The following is a 19,917-nucleotide window of genomic DNA, read 5'->3' as shown; positions in this document are numbered from 1 at the left end:
CTGGTCTCGGCGTTATTGTGGGGGTGGGGAAACTGAAAGGAATTATAGACAGTTCGCGCAACTATGTTCGAATCCTCGGATCAATACTGAATTGTCTGATTACCAACGATGATCCGCGTTCCGCGCGCCACCGAACCGTCATGAAACGACAGATCACCTCCGAAGCCACCCGTCTCGCGCAACAACAGGCCAACTGGGCCCTCACCGCGTTCAGGCGCTTCTCGTCCGACCGCTGCTCCGCGATGGCCGCGGGCATCGCGTTTTTCTCCGCGTTCTCGCTCGCGCCGATGCTCGTGATGGTGATCGCGGTGGCCGGCTGGTTCTACGGCGACGACGCCGCGCGCGGCCAGGTGTTCGAGCAGGCGCACCAGCTGATCGGCGACGACGCGGCGGCCAGCATCCAGACGATCGTGCAGAACGCGCACCGCGCGGGCGAGCGCGGCGGGCTGGCCACGCTGATCTCGTTCGCGGCGCTCGCGATCGGCGCGTCGGCCACGTTCGCATCGCTCAGCGCCGCGCTCAGCGTGATCTGGCCCGCCACCGAAAACCGCTGGTCGAGCATGCTCGGGCTCGTGCGCGTGCGGCTGATCTCGTTCGGGCTCGTGCTCGGCGTCGCGTTCCTGCTGATCGTGTCGCTCGTGCTCGACACCGCGATCACGTTCGTCGGCACCTGGCTGCTGGGCAATTCGCCGTACGTGATCGTCACGAACCTCGTGCAGTTCTTCGTCGGCATCGCGGTGCTCGCGGCTGCGTTCGCGTCGCTGATGAAGTTCCTGCCCGATGCGCGCGTCGCGTGGCGCGACGCCGCGGTCGGCGGGATCGTGTCCGCGATCCTGTTTTCCGGCGGCAAGAAGCTGTTCGCGCTGTACCTCGCGCATGCGGGTACCGCCAGCGCATTCGGCGCGGCCGGATCGTTCGCGGTCCTGTTGATGTGGCTGTACTTCTCCGCGATCGTGCTGCTGCTCGGCGCGGAATTCGCAGCCGCGCGCGGCAACGCGCACCGGCCGGCCGGCGCCGCACCGGCTGCATCCGTTCAACCCGGTCACGCCGACGACCTTACGCGCAACGACTGAACCGCGCGCCTTCCGCAAAACGGCGGCGCATCGCGCTTTCGCACACCCGGCACATCCGCCCGCCCCTTTGCAACCCCGCTGTCCGCCGCGCATTCGCGCGGCGTTGACGCGCTCTTTACACGCCGGCGCGCTCACACCCGCAACCGCAAACGTTTGCACACCCTCGTTTCCCTGCTCAAACCGGTCGAAACAGGAGGGTTGCCGCGCTGCGCACCAACTACCGAAACAATCGCACCGCAGCAATTGTCAACTATTTCATAAATGGAAACAGACACTGATGTGCTTGATATATATGGACTTTTTCACGCTGTTACCTTTTCGAGACACTTTATTTTTTAAGCTTTCTTGCGTGTATGGCACTGAGCTATTCTCCAATCCGCAACAAATAACGATGAATCATTTGCGTGGAGAAACTCAACGATGAAGAAGCTTGCTCTCTCGACCCTCTCGCTCGCCCTGCTGGGCGCCGCTGGCGCTGCCCACGCTCAATCGAGCGTGACGCTGTACGGCGTGATCGACACGTCGATTGCCTATGTTCACGGCAATAACGGCCAAGGCAACAACGCGTGGCAAATGCTGTCGGGCAACCTGCAAGGCAGCCGCTTCGGCCTGAAAGGCGCAGAAGACCTCGGCGGTGGCCTGAAGGCGATCTTCCAGTTGGAAAACGGTTTTGATCCGGGCACCGGCCACCTGAACCAGGGCGGTCGCATGTTCGGCCGTCAGGCATTCGTCGGCCTCGAAAGCAACCAGTACGGCACGCTGACGCTCGGCCGCCAGTACGACCCGCTGGTCGACCTGGTCCAGGCAGTCACGGCAGACAACTACTTCGGCAGCACGTTCGCAACGCCGGGCGACGTCGACAACAACGACAACTCGCTGCGCGTCAGCAACGCGATCAAGTACACCTCGCCGGTGTTCGCAGGCTTCCAGGCTGAAGGCATGTACGCCCTCGGCGGCGTGGCAGGCAAGACGGGCGCAGGCCAGACCTGGTCGGTCGCGGCTGCATACAACAACGGCCCGGTCGGCGTTGCTGCAGGCTACTTCTACGCGAACAACCCGTCGCCGACGACCGCTGGCCTGCGCGGCGGCTGGGGCTCGACGACGTCGGACAACATCGTCGACGGCCCGATCAACGCAGCTTACGTGACGGCGAAGTCGATCGCGATCGCACAAGTTGCTGGTCAGTACGTGATCGGCCCGGTGACGCTCGGCCTCGGCTACAGCAACGCACAGTACAAGCCGGATGCAGCCTCGGGCTTCAGCTCGACCCAGAAGTACAACACGGGCCGCGCGTTCGCGACGTACCAGATCACGCCGCCGCTGCTGCTGGGCCTCGGCTACTCGTACACGAAGGCTAGCGGCAACACGGACGCCAAGTACCATCAGGTTTCGCTGGGCGCGGACTACTCGCTGTCGAAGCGCACGGACGTCTACCTGGTCGGCGCCTATCAGCACGCAAGCGGCACGCAGCTGAACGCAGACGGCACGACGTCGGCAGCGCAAGCTTCGATCGGCTCGTACGGCATCGCCGGCACGAAGTCGCAAGAGCTGGTCGCTCTCGGCCTGCGCCACAAGTTCTAAGAAGTACGTTTCCGGCATGCATGGCGTCTCCGACGCCTTGCCGCCGATCTGGAAAGCCAGTCCCGGTTTCGGCCGCGGCTGGCTTTTTTTTCGTCCCCCCGGCAGACAGGCCGGCACGCCCTGCGCGAGTCGCCGGGCAAAAACCGCCCCCCGCATACGTCGGCCAGCCGCCAGCGGCACCAGGCGGCTGCTAGGCACCCGAAACACCGTTTCCGGAAGCGCGGGCAGCTCGCCATTTCTCCGCACGACGACTACCATCCGCACTGCCGGCGTCGACCGGCTCGTCCGGTACGACGATTGTTTGCCCCGCGTGTCGATTTCGGCAGGCGTCGTCCGTCGTATCGAAGGCGGCACATGATTTGCCCCGGTCCCATACAGACAGGAGATTCGTCATGACGATTCAGAAGATCACGCCTTTTCTCTGGTATTCGACGGAAGCCGAAGAAGCAGCGGCCTTCTATGCAGGCATCTTTCCGGATTCGCGCATCGTGCGCGTCACGGCCGTGCCGGGCACCGACGGCACGCGGATGGTCGAGTTCGAACTGTTCGGGCAACCGTTCTTTGCGATGAGCCATGCGCGCACGGAGTCGTTCAACCACGCGATCTCGCTGCTGGTCAGTTGCGCCGACCAGGCGGAACTCGACCGCTACTGGAACGCCCTGCTCGACAACGGCGGCACGGCCGACGCCTGCGGCTGGCTGAGGGACCGTTATGGCGTGTCGTGGCAGATCGTTCCGGAAGCGCTCATCCCGATGATGACCGACCGCGACCCGGTCAAGGCGGCGCGCGTGGCAGCGGCGATGATGCAGATGATCAAGTTCGACGACGCCGCGCTGAAGGCGGCCTTTGCAGGCACGGCGGACTGACGAAACGCGCCGGGCTGCGCCGGCGTGACGCCGCACCGGGCGCCGACGGCCACCCGGCTCGACGGTTTGCGCGTGCAGCCGCATCGCAAGCGTTCACGATTCCCGGCGAGCCGGCACGCACACCGGCTGCGTGCATCGCGACGCAAGCGGCTACGCCGACAGCATCGCCTCGACGGTCCGCCGTGCGTAGCCGATGAATGCGGCAAGCGGTTCGCCCGACAGGATTGCCGCGCCCGCTTCGCCACCGAGATAGGCGTCGCGCGCAGCCGCCGCAACCGGCCGGTGCGCGTGCGGCAAGCGCTCCAGCACCCATGCCGCTGCAACGTCCTTGGGCGCGATCCTGCCGGTCGCGGCGCTGTACCAGATGCGCGCGAGCGCAAGCACCACGTTGCACTCGTCGCCGCGCCAGTCCGGTTCGGCCTCCCACTGCGCAACGGTCGCGAGCAGCGCGGCGACGAAATCGCGTGCGGGCACCGGCTCGAACAACACGGCCGCGGGCGGCCCAGCCAACGCGACACAGTGCTGTCGCGCCGTCGTCAGCAAAATCGCCAGATCGTGATCGACGCGCGCCGGTTCGACGATGCCGGCTTCGAGGTCGCGGCGCAGCCATTCGCCGAACTGCAGTTCGCGTCGCGCCGGATGGCGCCACGGCACCACGTCATCGTGTGCGACGACGGTGACCTCCAGCGCGCGCATGCCGCCAGTACAACCGGGCGGCGCCGATGCAGCGAGCAGATCGCGCATCAACGCACGTCGCACTGTTTCGGCGGGCCGTGCCGCCGCCGTCACCAGCAAATCGATGTCGCTGCGCGGTTTCAATCCGCCGTCGAGCGCCGAGCCGAACAGGTGGATGGCTTCCAGCGTCGCGCCGAGATGCCGCTCGATCGCGGCGCGTGCGGCCGCGACCTGTACGGCGATTTCGTCCGGGATGCATTCAGTCACGACGGCGGGCCTTGCGATGCGCGCGCAACGGGTATCGCGGGAGCAACGCGTGCAACGGTTGCGGCGGGACAGCCTCCCGAGCAACCGCGGTTTGCAATTCGCCGTTCGGCATGACGCAGGTGCGGCTGCGGCTGCGGCTGCGGCTGGCGATGCGTCGCGCATCGCGCATCGCGCATCGTGCTGCACATCCCCGCCGCGCCGCAGATTCGCGGCCGCGCGATTTGCGCAGCGCAATAAAAATCCCCGCACGCTTTCGCGTACGGGGATCGCAGGACACTGCAACCGCTGCCGACATGCATTCGGCAGCCGTTGCGCAGCATTACGCTGCCGCGTCCTTCAGCTTCTTCAGCGCACGTGCCTTCACGCGCACGCTGGCCGGCTTCGCCGGGAACCAGCGCTCTTCGCCCGTGAACGGATCCTTGCCGAAGCGCTTCTTCTTCGCCGGCACGACTTGCGCCGTGATCTTCAGCAGACCCGGCAGCGTGAATTCGCCTGCGCCCTTCTTGTGGACCGAGCCCAGCACGACGTTCTCGAGTGCGACGAGCACTGCCTTGACCGCCTTCACTTCGACAGCTGCGCGCTCAGCGATGTGCGTTGCGAGCGATGCCTTCGTGAACTTGTCCTTCAGCGGCGTCGGAGCAGCCGGTGCTGCCTTCGCGACAGCCTTCTTGGCCACTACTTTCTTCGCCGGCGCAGCCTTTTTGGCAGCCACTTTCTTGGTGGCCGGTGCGGCAGCCTTCTTGGCCACCTTTTTTGCGGAAGTCGCCATGTTTCTCCTACCAGGTGTGGTCGTTGGATACACGAAGCGTGCAACGCGCGCGCTTCAACGCCGGATTCTACAAGCGCCTTGACGCTTCGTGCAGTACTTTTATGCGTTTTCGCGGGGTTTCCCGCAGGTTTTGTTGCACACGACCGACTTCATCGACGCTCGAGCATCAAAAAACGCCTTTACGTATACGTCCAAACGAGCCCGAACGCGAATTACGTTCGATATTTGCGCACCTATACTGGGCTCGCTCAATGCCCGGATGCCTCCATGCGCGAAGCCAGATACGTCAAAGGACTCGACGGCCTGCGAGCCCTCGCCGTCATCCTCGTTTTCCTGTCCCACAAGGGCCACGTCCTTGCCGTCGACGTCGGCAAGCTTGGTGTGTGGACGTTTTTCCTCATCAGCGGATTCCTGATCGTCGGCGAGCTGCATCGCAACCGCCAGGCCGTCGAGTGCGGCACCATGACGCGCCGCCACGCGTTCGCGCTGTTCCTCGCGAAGCGCGCGCTGCGGATCTTTCCCGTGTACTACCTGCTGCTCGCCGCGCTCGCGATCGCGCACGCGCTGTTCTACCAGCGCGGCGTCAACCTCGGGCTCGCGTGGCACGCGGCGTTCCTGTCGAATTACTGGATCGGCGTCGTGAAGGACGGCTGGCCGGGCTCCACCTCGCACTTCTGGAGCCTCGCCGTTGAACAGCAGTTCTATCTGATCGCCCCGCTCGCGCTGCTCGCGGTGCCTGCTGCGCGACACGTCGCGCTCGGTATCGCGGCCGTCGCGCTGTGCGCGGTCGCGCATCTCGCGCTCTACCTGTCGGATGCGTCGCCGGTGCTGATCTACGCGTTTTCGCCGTGGAATTTCGCACTGATCGCGCTCGGCGGCGTCGGTGCGATGGCGCTTGCCGACCGCGGCGCGGCCGCCGTGCGCCGTGTCCCACCCGGCTGGCTCGGCGCGGCAGGCGTCGTGTTCTTCCTCGCGCTGCCCGCGTGCACGACGTTGCCGGACGCAGTCGCGGGGCTCGCGGACCTCGGCCTGTCCGCGTCGCTCGGCGCGCTGATGCTGTGGATCGTCAGCGAACCCGACCATCCCGTCGTCGCACTGCTCGACCGGGGCCCGCTCGTCTATCTCGGCACGATCAGCTACGGCTTCTACCTGTTCCACAACCTGATTCCGACGCGCTTCGGCGTGCTGCCCGCGTCCTTCGCGCACGTGCCGATGCCGGAAATCGTCCGCGACGCGCTGCCCGAAATGCTGCAATTCGCGCTGGCCGTGCTGCTCGCGCACTTGTCCTGGCGCTATCTCGAAAAGCGGCTGCTCGACTTCAAGAAGCCGATCGCCGCGATGCTCGCCCGGCACTTCACTGCGCAACCGAGCGCGTCGCCGCGCTGAGCGTCGCGCGGACGCGCACAAGAGCGCGGAAGGAAACAACACGCCCCGTCACGCCCGGGAGCCGATCCCGGCGATGCGCACCGCGTACTCGCGCGCCTCCGGCGAACCCGGATCCTGCGCGCGCATCGACGTGCATCGCGCCGGCGAACGCGCCGAGCCGCTCGCCCGGACGGACGCTTCGGCACCGGTTTCAGGCGCGGCGCCCTACTTCGCCGGCGCACTCCGCTGCGCACGCAGCACCGCCCGCCACCCGAATCCGGCACGACGCGCCGGACGCACGCACCAGGATCGCGCGCCCGCACATGCAAAAAAGCCCCGGCGCCTGAGCGGCCGGGGCCAACGGAACAACCACCACCTGAAACAACGGAGCGCGCGGCTGCTTATGCGACAGCAGCCAGCGCGGGCAAGCAGGTACGCAGGTACGCCTCGAATTCGCGGCTGACTTCCGGATGCTGGAGCGCCAGCTCGACGGTTGCCTTGAGATAGCCGATCTTGCTGCCGCAGTCGAAGCGCGTGCCGAAGTAGCGATACGCGAGCACCTGCTCGTTCGCGAGCAGCGACTGGACCGCATCGGTCAGTTGCAGTTCACCACCGGCGCCCGGCTTGAGCTTGCGCAGATGATCGAAGATCGTCGGCATGAACACGTAGCGGCCGACCACGCCGAGATTCGACGGCGCGTCCTCGGGCGCCGGCTTCTCGATGATGCCCGACAGCTTGATGACGTCCTCTTCCCATTCACGGCCTTCTACGACGCCGTACGAGCGGCTGTCCTCGCGTGCGATCGTTTCGACGCCGATCACCGAGCTGTGATAGTGGTCGAACACGTCGACGAGTTGCTTGAGCACCGGCTGTTCGCCGTGCAGCAGGTCGTCGGCGAGAATCACCGCGAACGGCTCGCCGTGCACGAGCTTCTCCGCGCACAGCACCGCATGGCCGAGACCGAGCGCTTCCGGCTGGCGCACGTAGAAGCAGTTGACGTTGCTCGGCTTGATGCCGCGCACGAGTTCCAGCAGCTTTTCCTTGCCGCGCGCCTCGAGTTCGGCCTCGATCTCGTACGACTTGTCGAAGTGATCTTCGATCGCGCGCTTGCTGCGCCCGGTGACGAAGATCATCTCGGTGATACCGGCGTTGATCGCTTCCTCGACCGCGTACTGAATCAGCGGCTTGTCGACGACGGGCAACATCTCCTTCGGGCTCGCCTTCGTTGCCGGGAGGAACCGCGTGCCGAGACCGGCAACGGGGAACACGGCCTTGGTGACTTTCAACATGTTCGCATCCTGATTGCGTTGACTGCGCCGCGTCGCCCAGCGACCCGGCGCGATTGTGTTCCGAACGGCATATCGAGAATCGACGGCACTGCCAATTCCACTCCGCTCATTTTCGATATGGACTGAATGCCCAATGATCCCGGAAAAAATATAATCCTTTCAATCCGGTCGATACTGCCGGATCGCATGCCGGCGCAGAAACAAATTACCGATTCTCCGGATACAAATTCTTACGATTCAAATTCCTCGATATAGGGCACGCCGCCCCGCTCGAGGCCCGGCCGAATCGGTTCGTTCTTCAGCGCCTCGCGGTACGCCGACAGCACGGCCATGACCAGCAGTACTGCAGCGCTCGCGATCCAATGCATGTCCATCTTGCCGCTCCTTGCATCAATCATCTGGAGCTTCAAACTATCAGAAAAAAATCGGCAAATAATTGAAGCCCCCCGTGGAACCGCTTTCGGATCGCGATAAACCCATGATGTGGAATACCGATATTTCCCGGCGAGATTTTTTTATTCATTGATCGAATTCTTGCGCATTACGATTGAATGAAACTCCCCGTCAATCCGTCGCAAGGAACCGAATCGCATGCAAGCTTTCAGCGGATCGTCTCTGACCGCGCCGCCCGTCGCCGATCACAAGGAACACGTGATCGACGCGATGCGCGGTTTCGCGGCGCTGCTCGTCGCCTATTTCCACTGCCGCCAGATCGTCTGGGTCGGCATGCAGAGCTTCCATCAGGCTTACGGTCATGCACTGAACCCGGGCGTGATAGCCGGTTACCTGACCTTCCCGTTCGCGTGGGGCTCCGCCGGCGTGCCGATCTTCTTCGTGATCAGCGGCTACTGCATCCACCGCAACGCGGCGCTCAAGCTCGCGGCCAATCCTGCGTACCGTCTCGACGCGCCCAACTTCTGGGTGCGCCGGTTCGCGCGCATCTACCCGGTGCTGCTCGCCGCGCTGCTGTTCACGCTCGCGCTCGACTCGGTCAGCCTGCAGATCGAGCCCGTCAGCCACAAGATCCGCGACGTCGGCCTCCTCGCGTTCCTCGTGAACCTGTTCTCGCTGCAAGGCGTGGCCGGCTACACGTACGGGTCGAACGGCGCACTGTGGACGCTGTCGCTCGAAGTGCAGTTCTACGCGATCTACCCGCTGCTGTTCGCGCTGCGCCGCCGGATCGGCATGCCGGCCGTGGTGGCCGCGGTCGCGCTCGTCAACGTCGCGTCGGCGTGGCTGCTCGAACGGCACGACCTGCAGTTCTTCACGTCGTACTGGCTGTCCTGGACGATCGGCGCGTGGATTGCCGATGTGCGCGCGCAGCAGGCGCGCGACGCGGCCACCGTACCGTCGCGCGCGTGGTACGCCGCGGCCGCCGTGCTGCTGGCCGCCGGCTGCGGCGCGTTCCATTTCGGCCAGTACGGCGCCTTCCAGCTGTGGTCGGCCGGCTTCGCGTGCTTCCTGTACCGCGCGCTCGCCCGCCCGCCGCGCCCGACGCCGCCGCTGCGGGTGCTGAGCTGGTTCGGCGACTTCAGCTATTCGCTGTACCTGGTCCACCTGCCGCTGTTCGTCTGCCTCGGCTCGGTGCTGTTCCACTCCGAGCTGCAACTGTCGATCTGGCCGTCGTTCGCGTTCATGGCCGCCGCGATCCCGGTCGCCTACCTGTTCTACCGGATGTTCGAGCGGCCGGCGATGATGTGGTCGGCCAGCTTCAAGCCCGCACGCCCTGCCCGCGTGGCCACGCCGGCGCCCGAACGGGCCGTCTGACGGAATTGGCCGGGTTTCGACGCCCCCGTCCGGCATTGGGCCGTGCGGGGGCTTTTTCATGGCCGGCACGCGGTTGCGCGCCGGGTTGCGCGGGATGGGGCAGCCCACGGCGGTCCGGCCGCGCTACGGCCCGCGTGGGCTGCCTCTGGCCGGTTTCCGCCGCGTGACTGCCCCCGCGCGGGATGTCGCTTCATGATCGCCCTCGAAACGCGACCGGTCGATTTCGCACCTCGCACCTCACGCCTCGCACCTCGCACCTCGCACCTCGCACCTCGCACCTCGCACCTCGCGCCTCGCACCTCGCGCCTCGCACCTCTCCCGCGCCTCGCCAACCACCCCGTCCGCCACTCGCCCGCAAGCCACGCGCCCCGAAAAGCAAAGCCCCCACGCGGCTCAACACCGCATGAGGGCCCGTTTCCCGCCGGCGCGCGCCGGCTACCGCTAAGACTTCTTCGCCTTCGCGGCTTTCGCCGTATCCGACAGGATCTTCTCGACCCGCTCCACGTAGGTTTCGGTCCCGAACCGGCGCACCGCGGTCGCGCGCCCGCTCGCGACGAGCCGCTCGCGCAGCGCGCCGTCGCGCTTCAGCGTAGCCAGCGCGGCGGCCAGCGCGGCGGCGTCACCCGGCTCGCAGAGCAGCCCGTTGTCGCCGTCCTCGATGATCTCGACGACACCGCCCGCGCGGGCCGCGACAACCGGCCGGCGCGCGAGCATCCCCTCGACGATCACGCGCCCGAACGGCTCCGGCGTGATCGACGTATGCGCGACGACGTCCACTGCCGTCATGCAGGCGGCCACGTCGCGCTGGAACCCGAGGAAATGCACGCGCTCGTCCATCCCGTGCCGCGCGACGTATTCGTGCAGCTGCGCCGCATAGTCGTCCTCGCCGAACAGCGGCGCGCCGACCAGCACCACGTGCATGTCGGGATGCCGCGCGGCGGCTTCCAGCAGCACGTGCTGCCCCTTCCAGCGCGCGAGACGGCTGAACGAGCCGACGAGCCACGCCGCCCCCGGCAACCCGAGGCGGGCGCGCAGCGACGCCTGGCTGACGCCGTCCAGCGCATCGAACGGTTCGGCCGAAATACCGTTGAACACGACGTCGACGTGCTGCGGCGTAAAGCCCGTCAGCGCACGGAACGCCTGCGCGGACGCGTCGGAGTTCGCGATCACGCGCGTGACGCCGAGCCGCGCGCAGTACTTGATCGCCAGCAACTGCTTGCTGCCGAAATGGTCGGTGCTGACGATGTCGCGCAGGTGCCAGACCACCGGCTTGCGGGCGAGCCGCCCGGCGAGTGCGGCGACCACCATCGCACGCTGCGTGTTCGCGTAGATCACCTCGGCGCGGCGCGCGCGGCGCGCGACGTCGCGCACCAGCCGCACAAGCTGCTTCACCGCGCCGGGCGACACGCCGCCCTGCTTGCGCACGCCCGCGAGCGCGCCCTGCTCGACCACGTCGACACGCGCGCCGATCTCGTCGAGCGCCGCGCGGAACGGGCCGTCGTCGAACAGCAGCACGTCGGCGTTCGCGCGCATGTGCTTCATGATCTCGAGCAGCGACAGCTCGGCGCCGCCGAGCACGCCGCTCTGGTCGAGCACGAGCGTCGCCGGGCCGCGCGCGGCCGGCATCGGTGCGGCCGCGCCGCGCTGCGCGGTCGAGCCGGGCAGCGCCGCCTCCACATAGTCGAGGAAGCGCCGCCGGAACGTATCGGCGGAAAACCGCGCCGCGTTCGCGCGGCAGGCGACTGGCGTGAAACGCTGCGGCGCCCGCTCGAAATCGTCGACGGCCGCGATAACCGCGTGCGGCGTCTGCTCGTCGAAGAACAGCCCGGTCGGGTTCAGGTTCGATTGCGGATCGAGCACGGTCTCGAGCGCGCCGCCCTTGCCGTACGCGATCACCGGCGTGCCGCACGCCTGCGCCTCGACCACCGAAATCCCGAAATCCTCCTCGGCCGCGAACACGAACGCCTTCGCGCGCCGCATCCGGTCGTGCAGCACCGCGAACGGCTGGTAGCCCATGATCTCGACGTTCGGGCCGGCCTTCGCGCGGATCTTCTGCATCTCGGGGCCGTCGCCGATCACGACGAGCTTGCGCTCGGGCGTGCGCGAAAACGCTTCGACGATCAGGTCGATCTTCTTGTACGGCACCATCCGCGACGCGGTCAGGTAGAAATCCTCCTTCTCCGCGTTCAGCGAAAACGCGTCGACGTCGACCGGCGGGAAGATCACCGCCGCGTCGCGGTGGTAGACCTTCTTGATGCGCCGTGCGATGAACGCGGAATTCGCGACGAAGCCGTCCACCGCATTCGCGGTGCGCGTGTCCCAGTTGCGGATGTAATGCAGGATCATCCGCGCGAGCAGCGATTTCGGCCCGTGCGTGAGATTCGACTGCTCCAGATACTGGTGCTGCAGGTCCCATGCATAGCGGATCGGCGAATGCACGTAGCTGATGTGCACCTGGTCCGGCCCCGTCAGCACGCCCTTCGCGACCGCGTGGCTGCTCGAGATCACGAGGTCGTACTCCGACACGTCGAGCTGCTCGATCGCGAGCGGCATCAGCGGCAGGTAACTGCGGTATTTGGTGCGCGCGAACGGCAGTTTCTGGATGAACGACGTCGTCACCGGCTTGCCGCGCACGAACGCGCGGTCGTCGAGAAAATCGACGAGGCTGAACAGGTCGGCGTCGGGAAAGCACGCGACGATCTGTTCGAGCACGCGCTCGGCCCCGGCATAGGTGACGAGCCAGTCGTGGACGATCGCCACGCGCAGCGCGCGCGACGGCTGCCGCGCGCCGGCCCGCTCGGCCGGCACCGGCCGGCGCAGCGTGGCGACATCGCCGGCTTCGGCCACGGCGGCATCGGCCGTGGCGAGATTCAATACGGCGTGTTCCGCCAGATCGCGATTCATACGGTTTTCCTCGCATTGAGACGGACAAACAGGTCGCGCACGAGCGCGCGCAATCCCGGCGTCATCGTGAGCGACCACGCAACATTCAGCACCAGCACGACCGCGCACATGCCGATCGACTCGCCGAGCCCCGGCCATGCCTGCGCCAGAAACAGGCTCGCGAGCAGGAAGGCGAGATGCGCGAGCATGTCGAGCACGATCGCGCGCATCCGGATCGCCGACAGATACAGCAGCACGCCGTAGTCGACGAGCGCGCGCGCCGCGACGACCACCGCCGCGCCGATCAGCCCGAAGTGATGAATGCCGAACCACAGGCCGCCGACGAAGAACGGCATCTCGACCAGCCCGGCGAATGCCGCGCGGGCCGGATTGACCTGCGACTGGATCAGGATCCGCGTGACGCTCGCCTGGCCGACGAGCCACACGCTGACCACCAGCACGCGGCCGACCGGCGCCGAATGCACGGCGAGATCGGCGCCGACCCACAGCGTGAGGAACGGCGCGAGCGCGAAGATCGCGACGATGCCAACCGGCGTGAACACGCCGTTCAGGAATTCGAGCGACTGGCGCGCGAGCGTGTCGGCATGGTCGCGGCCGACCGCCGACAGGCGCGGGAACAGCGTGCGCACGAGCGCGTTCGGCAGCATGTTCAGCCGCGTGACGAGGTTCTGCGGCACCGTGTAGTAGGTGACGAACTTCGCGCCCATGCCGGCGCCGAGCATCACGCGGTCGAGCGTGTCGGCGATCATGCTCGTCGTGCTCGCGATCAGCATCCAGCCGCCGAAGTTGAACAGCCCTTTCGCGGTGCCCCACTGCGGCGGGTCGATGCGCCGGATCCCGAGCACCTTGATGCTGGCCTGGCCGAGCATCACCGCCGCGATCAGGCGCGCGACGACGGCCGCCGCGAGCACCGTCTGCAGGTTCGGCGCGATCCACCAAGCGGCGCCGAGCGGCAGCAGCTGGAACAGGAACGTGCCGATCGTCTGGTTCGTGTTGAACACGCCGAACCGCTCGGCGCCGTTGATCGCGCCGGCGAACACCCACGACACGTTCGCGAGCGGAATCGCGAGCGCGAGCCACGGCAGCGCGAGATACACCTCGTGCTGCATCGCGGCCGACACCTTCGTGAAGTACGCGGTATAGATGAACGCGCCGAAATAGATCAGCAGCCCGCCGACGATGCCGGTGCCGAGATTCAGCCAGAACGCGCTCCAGAACACGCGCGCGCTTTCGTCGGCGTTGCCGCTCGCGAGCGCCTTCGAGATGTGGTTCTGCGCGGCCATGCTCATCCCGAGATCGAGGATCCCGAAATAGCCGATCAGCGTCCACACGAGGCTGACGACGCCATAGCGCTCGACGCCGAGCGTGTGGATATAGGCGGGCACCGTCACCAGCGACACGAAGGTCGGCAGGATCAGCCCGATGAAGTTGATCGAAACGTTCTTGAGTATGCCTTTGTCCATGCTTAAGCCTTGAGTGACGTCGACGGCGACGACGGCGCGCCGCCCGTCACGGTTTCCAGCGATACATCAGCACCTTGCCGCGCGCGTCTTCCTCGACGAACACGAGGTATTCGCCGTTCTCGCGCCGGAATGCGCTGATGCCGAACGGCACGTCGACCCAGCCGGATGCCTTGCCGACCTCGGTGCCCGGGCTCATCACGCCCACTTCCTTGCCGGTGTCCTTGTCGTACACGTGGATCTTGCCGACCGGCTCCACGGTGAAGAGGTAACGGCCCTCGACCGTGATCCCGATCAGGTCGAAGATCGGCTTCGCATCGAGCTTCCACGGCAGCGCCACCTGGTAGCGCATCACCGGCGAGCCCGTCGACCACTTGTCGAAACGGATCAGCACGCGCCCCACTTCCTTGTTGATGCCCGGCTGCGGCGGCGCGTCGGCCGTGTAGCCGGTCACGTACAGCGTGTCGGTCTGCGGCTCGTAGATCGAACGGCGCAGCTGCGTGAACGGCTGCGGCATCGGGTAGGTCGTGACCTTGTCATACGCGTAGATCGGGTTGCCGGCCTTGTCGACGCCGCCGTACTGGAAGCGATGGATGCCGCGCACGTCGCTGGTGCGCCAGATGTCGCCCTTCGTGTCGACCCACCAGCCCCAGCCGCCCGCCTTCGCCTTGCCGGTCGTGTTGATCTCGGCCTCGTCGGGATCGATCCGGCCGTTGCCGTTCGCGTCGCGCCACAGCCAGTCGCCGCCCGGCGGCTTGTTCGGCACCTTGTCGACCGGCCGCGCGCGGCCCGCGATCAGGCCCGACGGAATCGCGACCTCGCCGTCGCGCTTCGCGTCGAAGCGGTAGATCTTCAGGTGATCGGCGTACATGTCGGTCAGGTACAGGAACGTGCGGCCGTCCAGACGACGCGCGATCGGCATGCCCGGCCACTGGTCGGTGTGGAACACCGGGTCGTCCGGATACTTGAAGCGGTTCGACAGGAAGCCGACGTATTTCCAGTCCTGGCCCGGCGGCTTCGACAGGTCGAGCTCGAAGCGCTTGTTGCCCGTGTACACGCTGTTCGGCCGCGCGGGGTCGAGCCACGCGCCATCGACGAACAGCAGCCCCTGCACCTGCCAGCGCGGCTTGCCGTCCGGCGTATAGCTTTCGAGTACCGCGCCGAGCCCGGCGCCGATCGTGTCGTGGCGCGGCCCGATGCCGTTCATCGACACATAAATGTTGCCCGCGCGGTCGACGCCGACGCCCGTCAGCCCGTTGAAGCGCTGCGGCCCCGGCCGCCCCGGCACGGGACCCGCGAAGATGCCGCCGCGCTCGCCGAACGTGCCCGACTGCGCATAGCCCTTGCCGCCTTTCGAGAAAATCAGGATCTGCTGGCGCGGCCCGTTGTCCGCGACGAGCACGCGCCCTTTCGCGTCGACCGCCACGTCCACCGCATCGGTGCCCTCCGGCAGCGCCGGCGCATCGTCGAGCTTGCGGCCGTCGGCTCGCACGTGCACGAGATGCGCGGGTCCGTTCAGCGTATCGGTCAGCAGCCACAGCGTGCCGTCGCCGGCGAGCGCGATGCGGCCCGGCTCGTGCGCGCTCCACGTCCCCTTCTGCTGCATCGTCTCCGCGTCGTAGACATCCACGACGTCACGCGAAGGATTCGTCGCGAACAGCGTCTTGTCGTCGGCCGCGAGGCCGCCCACTTCCGCCTTCGCCTCGCCGACTTCCGGGCGAGCGGGGGCCGGCACCTCGTTCATCATCATGAAGCTCGCGGCCATCCGCGCGCGGCCCGCGTCGGCGCGCCCGCCCGGCGCGACCTGCGGCGACGCGCGAAACGGCGCGGGCTGCTTCATGTCGCCGATCGTGCGGCGCGAGATGCCGAACCACTGCTTGCCCTTGTCCGGCCAGATGCCGGGGGATTGCAGGTGGCCGCGCTCATTGCCGACGCCGATCGCGACATACGCGTACTTGCTGTTCACGGCGATCGCGTTGCCGCCGAGATTGCCCCAGCCGTGCGTGCCGCCGGCGAAGCCGAGCATCTTCCCGTCCTGATAGACGCTCGCCTCGGCCCCGCTCTCGTCCCACGGCGCATTCGTATACACCTTGCCGTCAGGTGTCACCGCGATCGCGCGGATGTCGATCTGCGTCCAGCTGCCGTCGCCATAGCCGAACGTGTTGCCGATCCACGACGTCGTCGCGGGCAACACCGTTTCGGCCGGTGCAGCGCTCGTCAGCAGCGCTGCGCATACCGTCATGCCAACCAGAATCAGACGTCGCAATGCGCTTCTCCAGACTTGATGCAACCGCGACCGGTATCGCAGCGGATTGCCGCCGGCGCACCCTGTCGCTAAATAGGTTTCAAACGTCGCGATGCAGGTTACAAGCAAAAATAATCACAAGAAATTTGGAAATATTTGGGGATGTTTCTGCCTGAAATATCGAACCGGAACAGGCAGTAAATCGCAGCTGGAAACGGCAATAACGACCGCCTTTCGCTCGCCGTCACGTAGAAAATGCCGCTCCGCACCGCCTGTCGCACGTGCCCGGGCGCGAACCTTTCATCTCATGACCGTAATAATCGACATTTGAATGTTTGTCGTCGGATAAATGACGCGCGTTTTTTTACCGATTTCTTTTCCCTAGAATCAATTTCGATTCGATATCCCATTTAAAGGCATGCAATACGTACACGCATTGGCTACAGGCCGCGCAGGAGCCGGGCGATGACGGCCCGCTCGCGCCCCGCCGACCTCGCCCCGCCGCAACACGGCCGCATCGTGCAGCTCGACGGGCTGCGCGCGATCGCGGTGGGCGCCGTGTTCCTGCAGCACGCGCTGAAGGCGCCGCTGTGGATGGGTGTCGACCTGTTCTTCGTGCTGAGCGGCCTGCTGATCACCGGCATCCTGCTCGATCGCAAGGCGCGCGGGCAGTCGTACTTCAGCCACTTCTACGCGCGCCGCGTGCGCCGCATCCTGCCGCCGTACGTGCTGCTGCTGGTGGTATCGACGATCCTGTTCGGCGCGAGCTGGCTGCCGCACTGGCCGTGGTTCGCATTTTTCTCGACCAACATCGGGCTGTCGCTCGGCAGCATCGGCCACGACAGCCTGAACGTGCTGTGGTCGCTCGCGGTCGAGGAGCAGTTTTATATTTTCTGGCCGTTCGTCGTGCTGTGGTGCTCGGAGCGCGCGCTGCTGTGGGTCGCCGCCGCGCTGGTCGTCGCCGCACCCGTGCTGCGCGCGATCGCGACGCCGTGGTTCGATTCGTTCTGGCCGATCTACTACCTGACGCCGTTCCGGATGGACCTGCTCGCGGCCGGCGCACTGCTCGCGATCGTGCTGCGCCGCGACCGGCGCGCGCTGGAGCCGTTCTATCCGCTCGCGATCCTCGGCGCGCTCGTATCGCTCGCGATCCTCGGCTGGCTGCACTTGTCGTTCCCGCGCTTTCGCGCCGCGAACACACCGCTGTCGAACGCGGCGCTCTACAGCATCTCGCTGCTGCTGTGCACGTCGATCGTCGTGATCGCGCTGCGCGGCCGCGGCCTCGTGCAACGCGTGCTGACCAACCCGATGCTCGTCTACGTCGGCACCGTCAGCTACACCGTCTACCTGATTCACCTGAGCGTGCTGTATGCGCTCTGGCCGCTGCACCTGAACCGCTTCGTCACGGCCGCGCTCGCACTGGCGATCACGCTCGCGTACGCGACCCTGAGCTGGTACGGCTTCGAACGACGCCTGACGCGCGGCCCCGCACGCAGCACGCTGCCGGCCGCCGCCAGCACGACTGCCTGAATTTCCCTATCTATCGATTTCGACAAGGACAACGCCATGACCCAAACTCGCAAGAAGGCCATCATCACGGGGATCACGGGACAGGACGGCGCCTACCTGACCAAGCTGCTGCTCGACAAGGGCTACCAGGTCACGGGGACTTACCGCCGCACCAGCTCGGTCAACCTGTGGCGCATCGCCGAGCTCGGCGTCAACACGCACCCGAACCTCACGCTCGTCGAACATGACCTGACGGACGCCGGCTCGAGCGTGCGGCTGCTGGAACGCACGCAGCCCGACGAGTTGTACAACCTGGCCGCGCAAAGCTTCGTCGGCGTGTCGTTCGAGCAACCGTCCACGACCGCGGACGTCACGGGCCTCGGCCCGCTGCACCTGCTCGAGGCGATCCGCGTCGTGAGCCCGAAGACGCGCTTTTACCAGGCATCGACGTCCGAGATGTTCGGCAAGGTGCAGTCGATTCCGCAGACGGAAACGACCTCGTTCTATCCGCGCAGCCCGTACGGCGTCGCGAAGCTGTTCGCGCACTGGATGACCGTGAACTACCGCGAGTCGTATGGCCTGTTCGGCAGCAGCGGGATCCTGTTCAACCACGAATCGCCGCTGCGCGGCCGCGAATTCGTCACCCGCAAGATCACGGACACCGTCGCGAAGATCAAGCTCGGCAAGGCGACGCGCCTCGAGCTCGGCAATCTCGACGCGAAACGCGACTGGGGCTTTGCACTCGAGTACGTCGAAGGGATGTGGCGGATGCTGCAGGTCGACGAACCCGACACCTACGTGCTGGCAACCAACCGGACCGAGACCGTGCGCGACTTCGTGCGGATGGCGTTCGCGGCGGCCGGCTATCAGATCGAGTGGACCGGCAAGGGTGAGCAGGAGCGCGGCCTCGATGTGGCGACGGGCAATGTGCTCGTCGAAGTGAATCCCAAGTTCTACCGCCCCGCGGAAGTCGATCTGCTGATCGGTTGCGCGGACAAGGCCAAAAGCAAGCTCGGCTGGGCGCCGGAAACGACGCTCGAACAGCTTTGCCAGATGATGGTCGAGGCGGATCTGACGCGGAACCAACACCATGACACGTTCTGATATCGAACACGCGCCGCGCCGTGCATTCGTCACGGGCCTGACGGGTTTCACCGGCCGTTACATGGCGCAGCATCTCGAAGCCGCCGGCTACGAAGTCTGGGGGACGGTCGCGCCCGGCTCGCCGCCCACCGACGATCCGGTGTTCGCGAACTGCACGCTGCTGCCGGTCGACCTGCTCGACGCGGACGCGGTGCGCGCAGCGGCCGCCGACGCCCGGCCCGACGCGGTCGTGCATCTCGCCGCACGAGCGCACGTCGCACACGACGAACCGTCGCAAACCTACGCGGTCAACGTCGTCGGCACGCGCAACCTGCTGGCCGCGCTCGCGGGTCTCGACCGCCGCCCGTCGGCCGTGCTGCTCGCGAGCAGCGCGAACATCTACGGCAACTCGACGGCCGGCGTGCTCGACGAGAACGTCCCGCCCGCCCCCGCGAACGACTACGCGATCAGCAAGCTCGCGATGGAATATGCGGCGAAGCTGTGGGCCGACCGGCTGCCGATCGTGATTGCGCGGCCGTTCAACTACACGGGTGTCGGCCAGAGCGATGCGTATCTGCTGCCGAAGCTCGTCGCACACTACGCGCGCAACGAACCGCGGATCTCGCTCGGCAATCTCGACGTGCGGCGCGATTTCTCCGACGTGCGCGACGTGACGGCTGCGTACCTGAAGCTGATCGAAACCGCGCCTGCCGGCGAGATACTCAACGTCTGCTCGGAGCGCGCGTATTCGCTGAAGGAAGTGCTGGCGATCCTGTCGCGCATCGCCGGCTACGTGATCGACGTGACGATCGATCCGCGCTTCGTGCGGCACAACGAGGTGAAGAGCCTGAGCGGGTCGCGTGACAAACTGCGGCGCGCGGTGGGCGAACTGCCCGTCACGCCGCTCGATGAAACGCTGCGATGGATGGTGAGCGCGGTGCGCAATGACCTGCCGGCGGACGCACCGCCGGCATCCGCACGCCCGCTGAACGGATCGCGCACGCGCGAAGGCGTGCGCCGCGACTATGTCGCCGATGGCGACAGGACGTCCGTGCAGGCGCGCC

The 19,917-nt window shown here is 66.3% G+C and carries 14 protein-coding genes and 1 pseudogene; 8 read left to right on the top strand and 7 right to left on the bottom strand.

Annotated features, from left to right (window positions below; all coding sequences use genetic code 11):
- Window positions 1-140: 140 nt before the first annotated feature.
- From OHZ10_RS24085 to OHZ10_RS24075, 3 genes are all read left to right on the top strand, one after another.
- Window positions 141-1,073, top strand: a complete 933-nt coding sequence (locus OHZ10_RS24085; RefSeq protein ID WP_059237215.1) for a YihY/virulence factor BrkB family protein — start codon at window positions 141-143, stop codon at window positions 1,071-1,073.
- 420 nt (window positions 1,074-1,493) lie between these two features.
- The gene (locus OHZ10_RS24080; RefSeq protein ID WP_059237216.1) at window positions 1,494-2,654 is read left to right on the top strand and encodes a porin; all 1,161 of its coding nucleotides are present in this window, start codon (window positions 1,494-1,496) and stop codon (window positions 2,652-2,654) included.
- Between the two features lie 392 nt (window positions 2,655-3,046).
- Complete coding sequence (locus OHZ10_RS24075; protein WP_059237217.1) at window positions 3,047-3,520, top strand: VOC family protein; 474 nt, start codon at window positions 3,047-3,049, stop codon at window positions 3,518-3,520.
- A gap of 150 nt (window positions 3,521-3,670) precedes the next feature.
- Here the strand turns inward: OHZ10_RS24075 and OHZ10_RS24070 are convergent, their stop codons facing one another.
- Window positions 3,671-4,462 carry an AadA family aminoglycoside 3''-O-nucleotidyltransferase gene (locus tag OHZ10_RS24070; RefSeq protein WP_174992718.1) on the bottom strand — a complete coding sequence of 264 codons (792 nt, stop codon included), beginning with the start codon at window positions 4,460-4,462 and terminating at the stop codon, window positions 3,671-3,673.
- A 319-nt stretch (window positions 4,463-4,781) separates the two neighbouring features.
- On the bottom strand, window positions 4,782-5,231 hold the full coding sequence (locus OHZ10_RS24065) for an HU family DNA-binding protein (RefSeq protein WP_011548077.1): 450 nt from the start codon (window positions 5,229-5,231) through the stop codon (window positions 4,782-4,784).
- 267 nt (window positions 5,232-5,498) lie between these two features.
- Here OHZ10_RS24065 and OHZ10_RS24060 point away from each other — a divergent pair, with 267 nt between their 5' ends.
- Window positions 5,499-6,617 carry an acyltransferase family protein gene (locus OHZ10_RS24060; protein ID WP_174992719.1) on the top strand — a complete coding sequence of 373 codons (1,119 nt, stop codon included), beginning with the start codon at window positions 5,499-5,501 and terminating at the stop codon, window positions 6,615-6,617.
- A gap of 380 nt (window positions 6,618-6,997) precedes the next feature.
- Here OHZ10_RS24060 and galU read toward each other — a convergent pair whose 3' ends face one another.
- Entirely contained in the window at window positions 6,998-7,885 is an 888-nt protein-coding gene (gene galU / locus OHZ10_RS24055; RefSeq protein ID WP_034185830.1) for a UTP--glucose-1-phosphate uridylyltransferase GalU, read from the bottom strand.
- 230 nt (window positions 7,886-8,115) lie between these two features.
- The gene (locus tag OHZ10_RS24050) at window positions 8,116-8,259 is read right to left on the bottom strand and encodes a hypothetical protein (protein ID WP_006479318.1); all 144 of its coding nucleotides are present in this window, start codon (window positions 8,257-8,259) and stop codon (window positions 8,116-8,118) included.
- A 217-nt stretch (window positions 8,260-8,476) separates the two neighbouring features.
- On the opposite strand from OHZ10_RS24050, the gene OHZ10_RS24045 reads away from it, so the two are divergent.
- Window positions 8,477-9,652 (top strand): acyltransferase, encoded by a 1,176-nt coding sequence (locus tag OHZ10_RS24045; RefSeq protein ID WP_342705910.1) that lies wholly within the window; start codon window positions 8,477-8,479, stop codon window positions 9,650-9,652.
- Window positions 9,653-10,093: 441 nt separating this feature from the next.
- Here the strand turns inward: OHZ10_RS24045 and OHZ10_RS24040 are convergent, their stop codons facing one another.
- Genes OHZ10_RS24040 through OHZ10_RS24030 form a run of 3 tightly spaced genes read right to left on the bottom strand, consistent with a single transcriptional unit; the run spans window position 10,094 to window position 16,258 of the window.
- Window positions 10,094-12,556 carry a glycosyltransferase family 4 protein gene (locus tag OHZ10_RS24040; RefSeq protein WP_342705909.1) on the bottom strand — a complete coding sequence of 821 codons (2,463 nt, stop codon included), beginning with the start codon at window positions 12,554-12,556 and terminating at the stop codon, window positions 10,094-10,096.
- Window positions 12,553-14,019 carry a flippase gene (locus OHZ10_RS24035; RefSeq protein ID WP_059237223.1) on the bottom strand — a complete coding sequence of 489 codons (1,467 nt, stop codon included), beginning with the start codon at window positions 14,017-14,019 and terminating at the stop codon, window positions 12,553-12,555. The genes OHZ10_RS24040 and OHZ10_RS24035 overlap by 4 nt, the downstream gene beginning before the upstream one ends.
- Window positions 14,020-14,065: 46 nt before the next feature.
- Window positions 14,066-16,258 (bottom strand): hypothetical protein, encoded by a 2,193-nt coding sequence (locus OHZ10_RS24030; protein WP_174992790.1) that lies wholly within the window; start codon window positions 16,256-16,258, stop codon window positions 14,066-14,068.
- A gap of 468 nt (window positions 16,259-16,726) precedes the next feature.
- Between OHZ10_RS24030 and OHZ10_RS24025 the strand changes: the two genes are divergently transcribed.
- The 3 genes and pseudogenes from OHZ10_RS24025 to OHZ10_RS24015 form a co-directional block, all read left to right on the top strand.
- Window positions 16,727-17,791: an acyltransferase family protein gene (locus OHZ10_RS24025; protein ID WP_059237225.1), complete on the top strand. Its 1,065-nt coding sequence runs from the start codon at window positions 16,727-16,729 to the stop codon at window positions 17,789-17,791.
- 36 nt (window positions 17,792-17,827) lie between these two features.
- The gene (gmd, locus tag OHZ10_RS24020; protein WP_059237226.1) at window positions 17,828-18,874 is read left to right on the top strand and encodes a GDP-mannose 4,6-dehydratase; all 1,047 of its coding nucleotides are present in this window, start codon (window positions 17,828-17,830) and stop codon (window positions 18,872-18,874) included.
- Window positions 18,861-19,820: pseudogene (locus OHZ10_RS24015) on the top strand (NAD-dependent epimerase/dehydratase family protein); the annotation flags it as partial. The gene gmd and the pseudogene OHZ10_RS24015, both read left to right, overlap by 14 nt.
- Window positions 19,821-19,917: the final 97 nt, after the last annotated feature.

The sequence above is a fragment of the Burkholderia arboris genome (assembly GCF_038723655.1).
GTDB classification, from domain to species: domain Bacteria; phylum Pseudomonadota; class Gammaproteobacteria; order Burkholderiales; family Burkholderiaceae; genus Burkholderia; species Burkholderia arboris.
This window is presented reverse-complemented; position numbering and strand designations above follow the sequence as displayed.

What these genes read in the sequence shown, in the direction of transcription:
- OHZ10_RS24080 (WP_059237216.1), top strand. Translation starts at nt 1,494, where the DNA reads ATGAAGAAGCTTGCTCTCTCGACCCTCTCGCTCGCCCTGCTGGGCGCC.
- OHZ10_RS24035 (WP_059237223.1), bottom strand. Translation starts at nt 14,019, where the DNA reads ATGGACAAAGGCATACTCAAGAACGTTTCGATCAACTTCATCGGGCTG.
- OHZ10_RS24040 (WP_342705909.1), bottom strand. Translation starts at nt 12,556, where the DNA reads ATGAATCGCGATCTGGCGGAACACGCCGTATTGAATCTCGCCACGGCC.
- OHZ10_RS24060 (WP_174992719.1), top strand. Translation starts at nt 5,499, where the DNA reads ATGCGCGAAGCCAGATACGTCAAAGGACTCGACGGCCTGCGAGCCCTC.
- OHZ10_RS24085 (WP_059237215.1), top strand. Translation starts at nt 141, where the DNA reads ATGAAACGACAGATCACCTCCGAAGCCACCCGTCTCGCGCAACAACAG.
- OHZ10_RS24045 (WP_342705910.1), top strand. Translation starts at nt 8,477, where the DNA reads ATGCAAGCTTTCAGCGGATCGTCTCTGACCGCGCCGCCCGTCGCCGAT.
- gmd (WP_059237226.1), top strand. Translation starts at nt 17,828, where the DNA reads ATGACCCAAACTCGCAAGAAGGCCATCATCACGGGGATCACGGGACAG.
- OHZ10_RS24050 (WP_006479318.1), bottom strand. Translation starts at nt 8,259, where the DNA reads ATGGACATGCATTGGATCGCGAGCGCTGCAGTACTGCTGGTCATGGCC.
- OHZ10_RS24025 (WP_059237225.1), top strand. Translation starts at nt 16,727, where the DNA reads ATGACGGCCCGCTCGCGCCCCGCCGACCTCGCCCCGCCGCAACACGGC.
- OHZ10_RS24030 (WP_174992790.1), bottom strand. Translation starts at nt 16,258, where the DNA reads ATGACGGTATGCGCAGCGCTGCTGACGAGCGCTGCACCGGCCGAAACG.
- OHZ10_RS24075 (WP_059237217.1), top strand. Translation starts at nt 3,047, where the DNA reads ATGACGATTCAGAAGATCACGCCTTTTCTCTGGTATTCGACGGAAGCC.
- OHZ10_RS24065 (WP_011548077.1), bottom strand. Translation starts at nt 5,231, where the DNA reads ATGGCGACTTCCGCAAAAAAGGTGGCCAAGAAGGCTGCCGCACCGGCC.
- galU (WP_034185830.1), bottom strand. Translation starts at nt 7,885, where the DNA reads ATGTTGAAAGTCACCAAGGCCGTGTTCCCCGTTGCCGGTCTCGGCACG.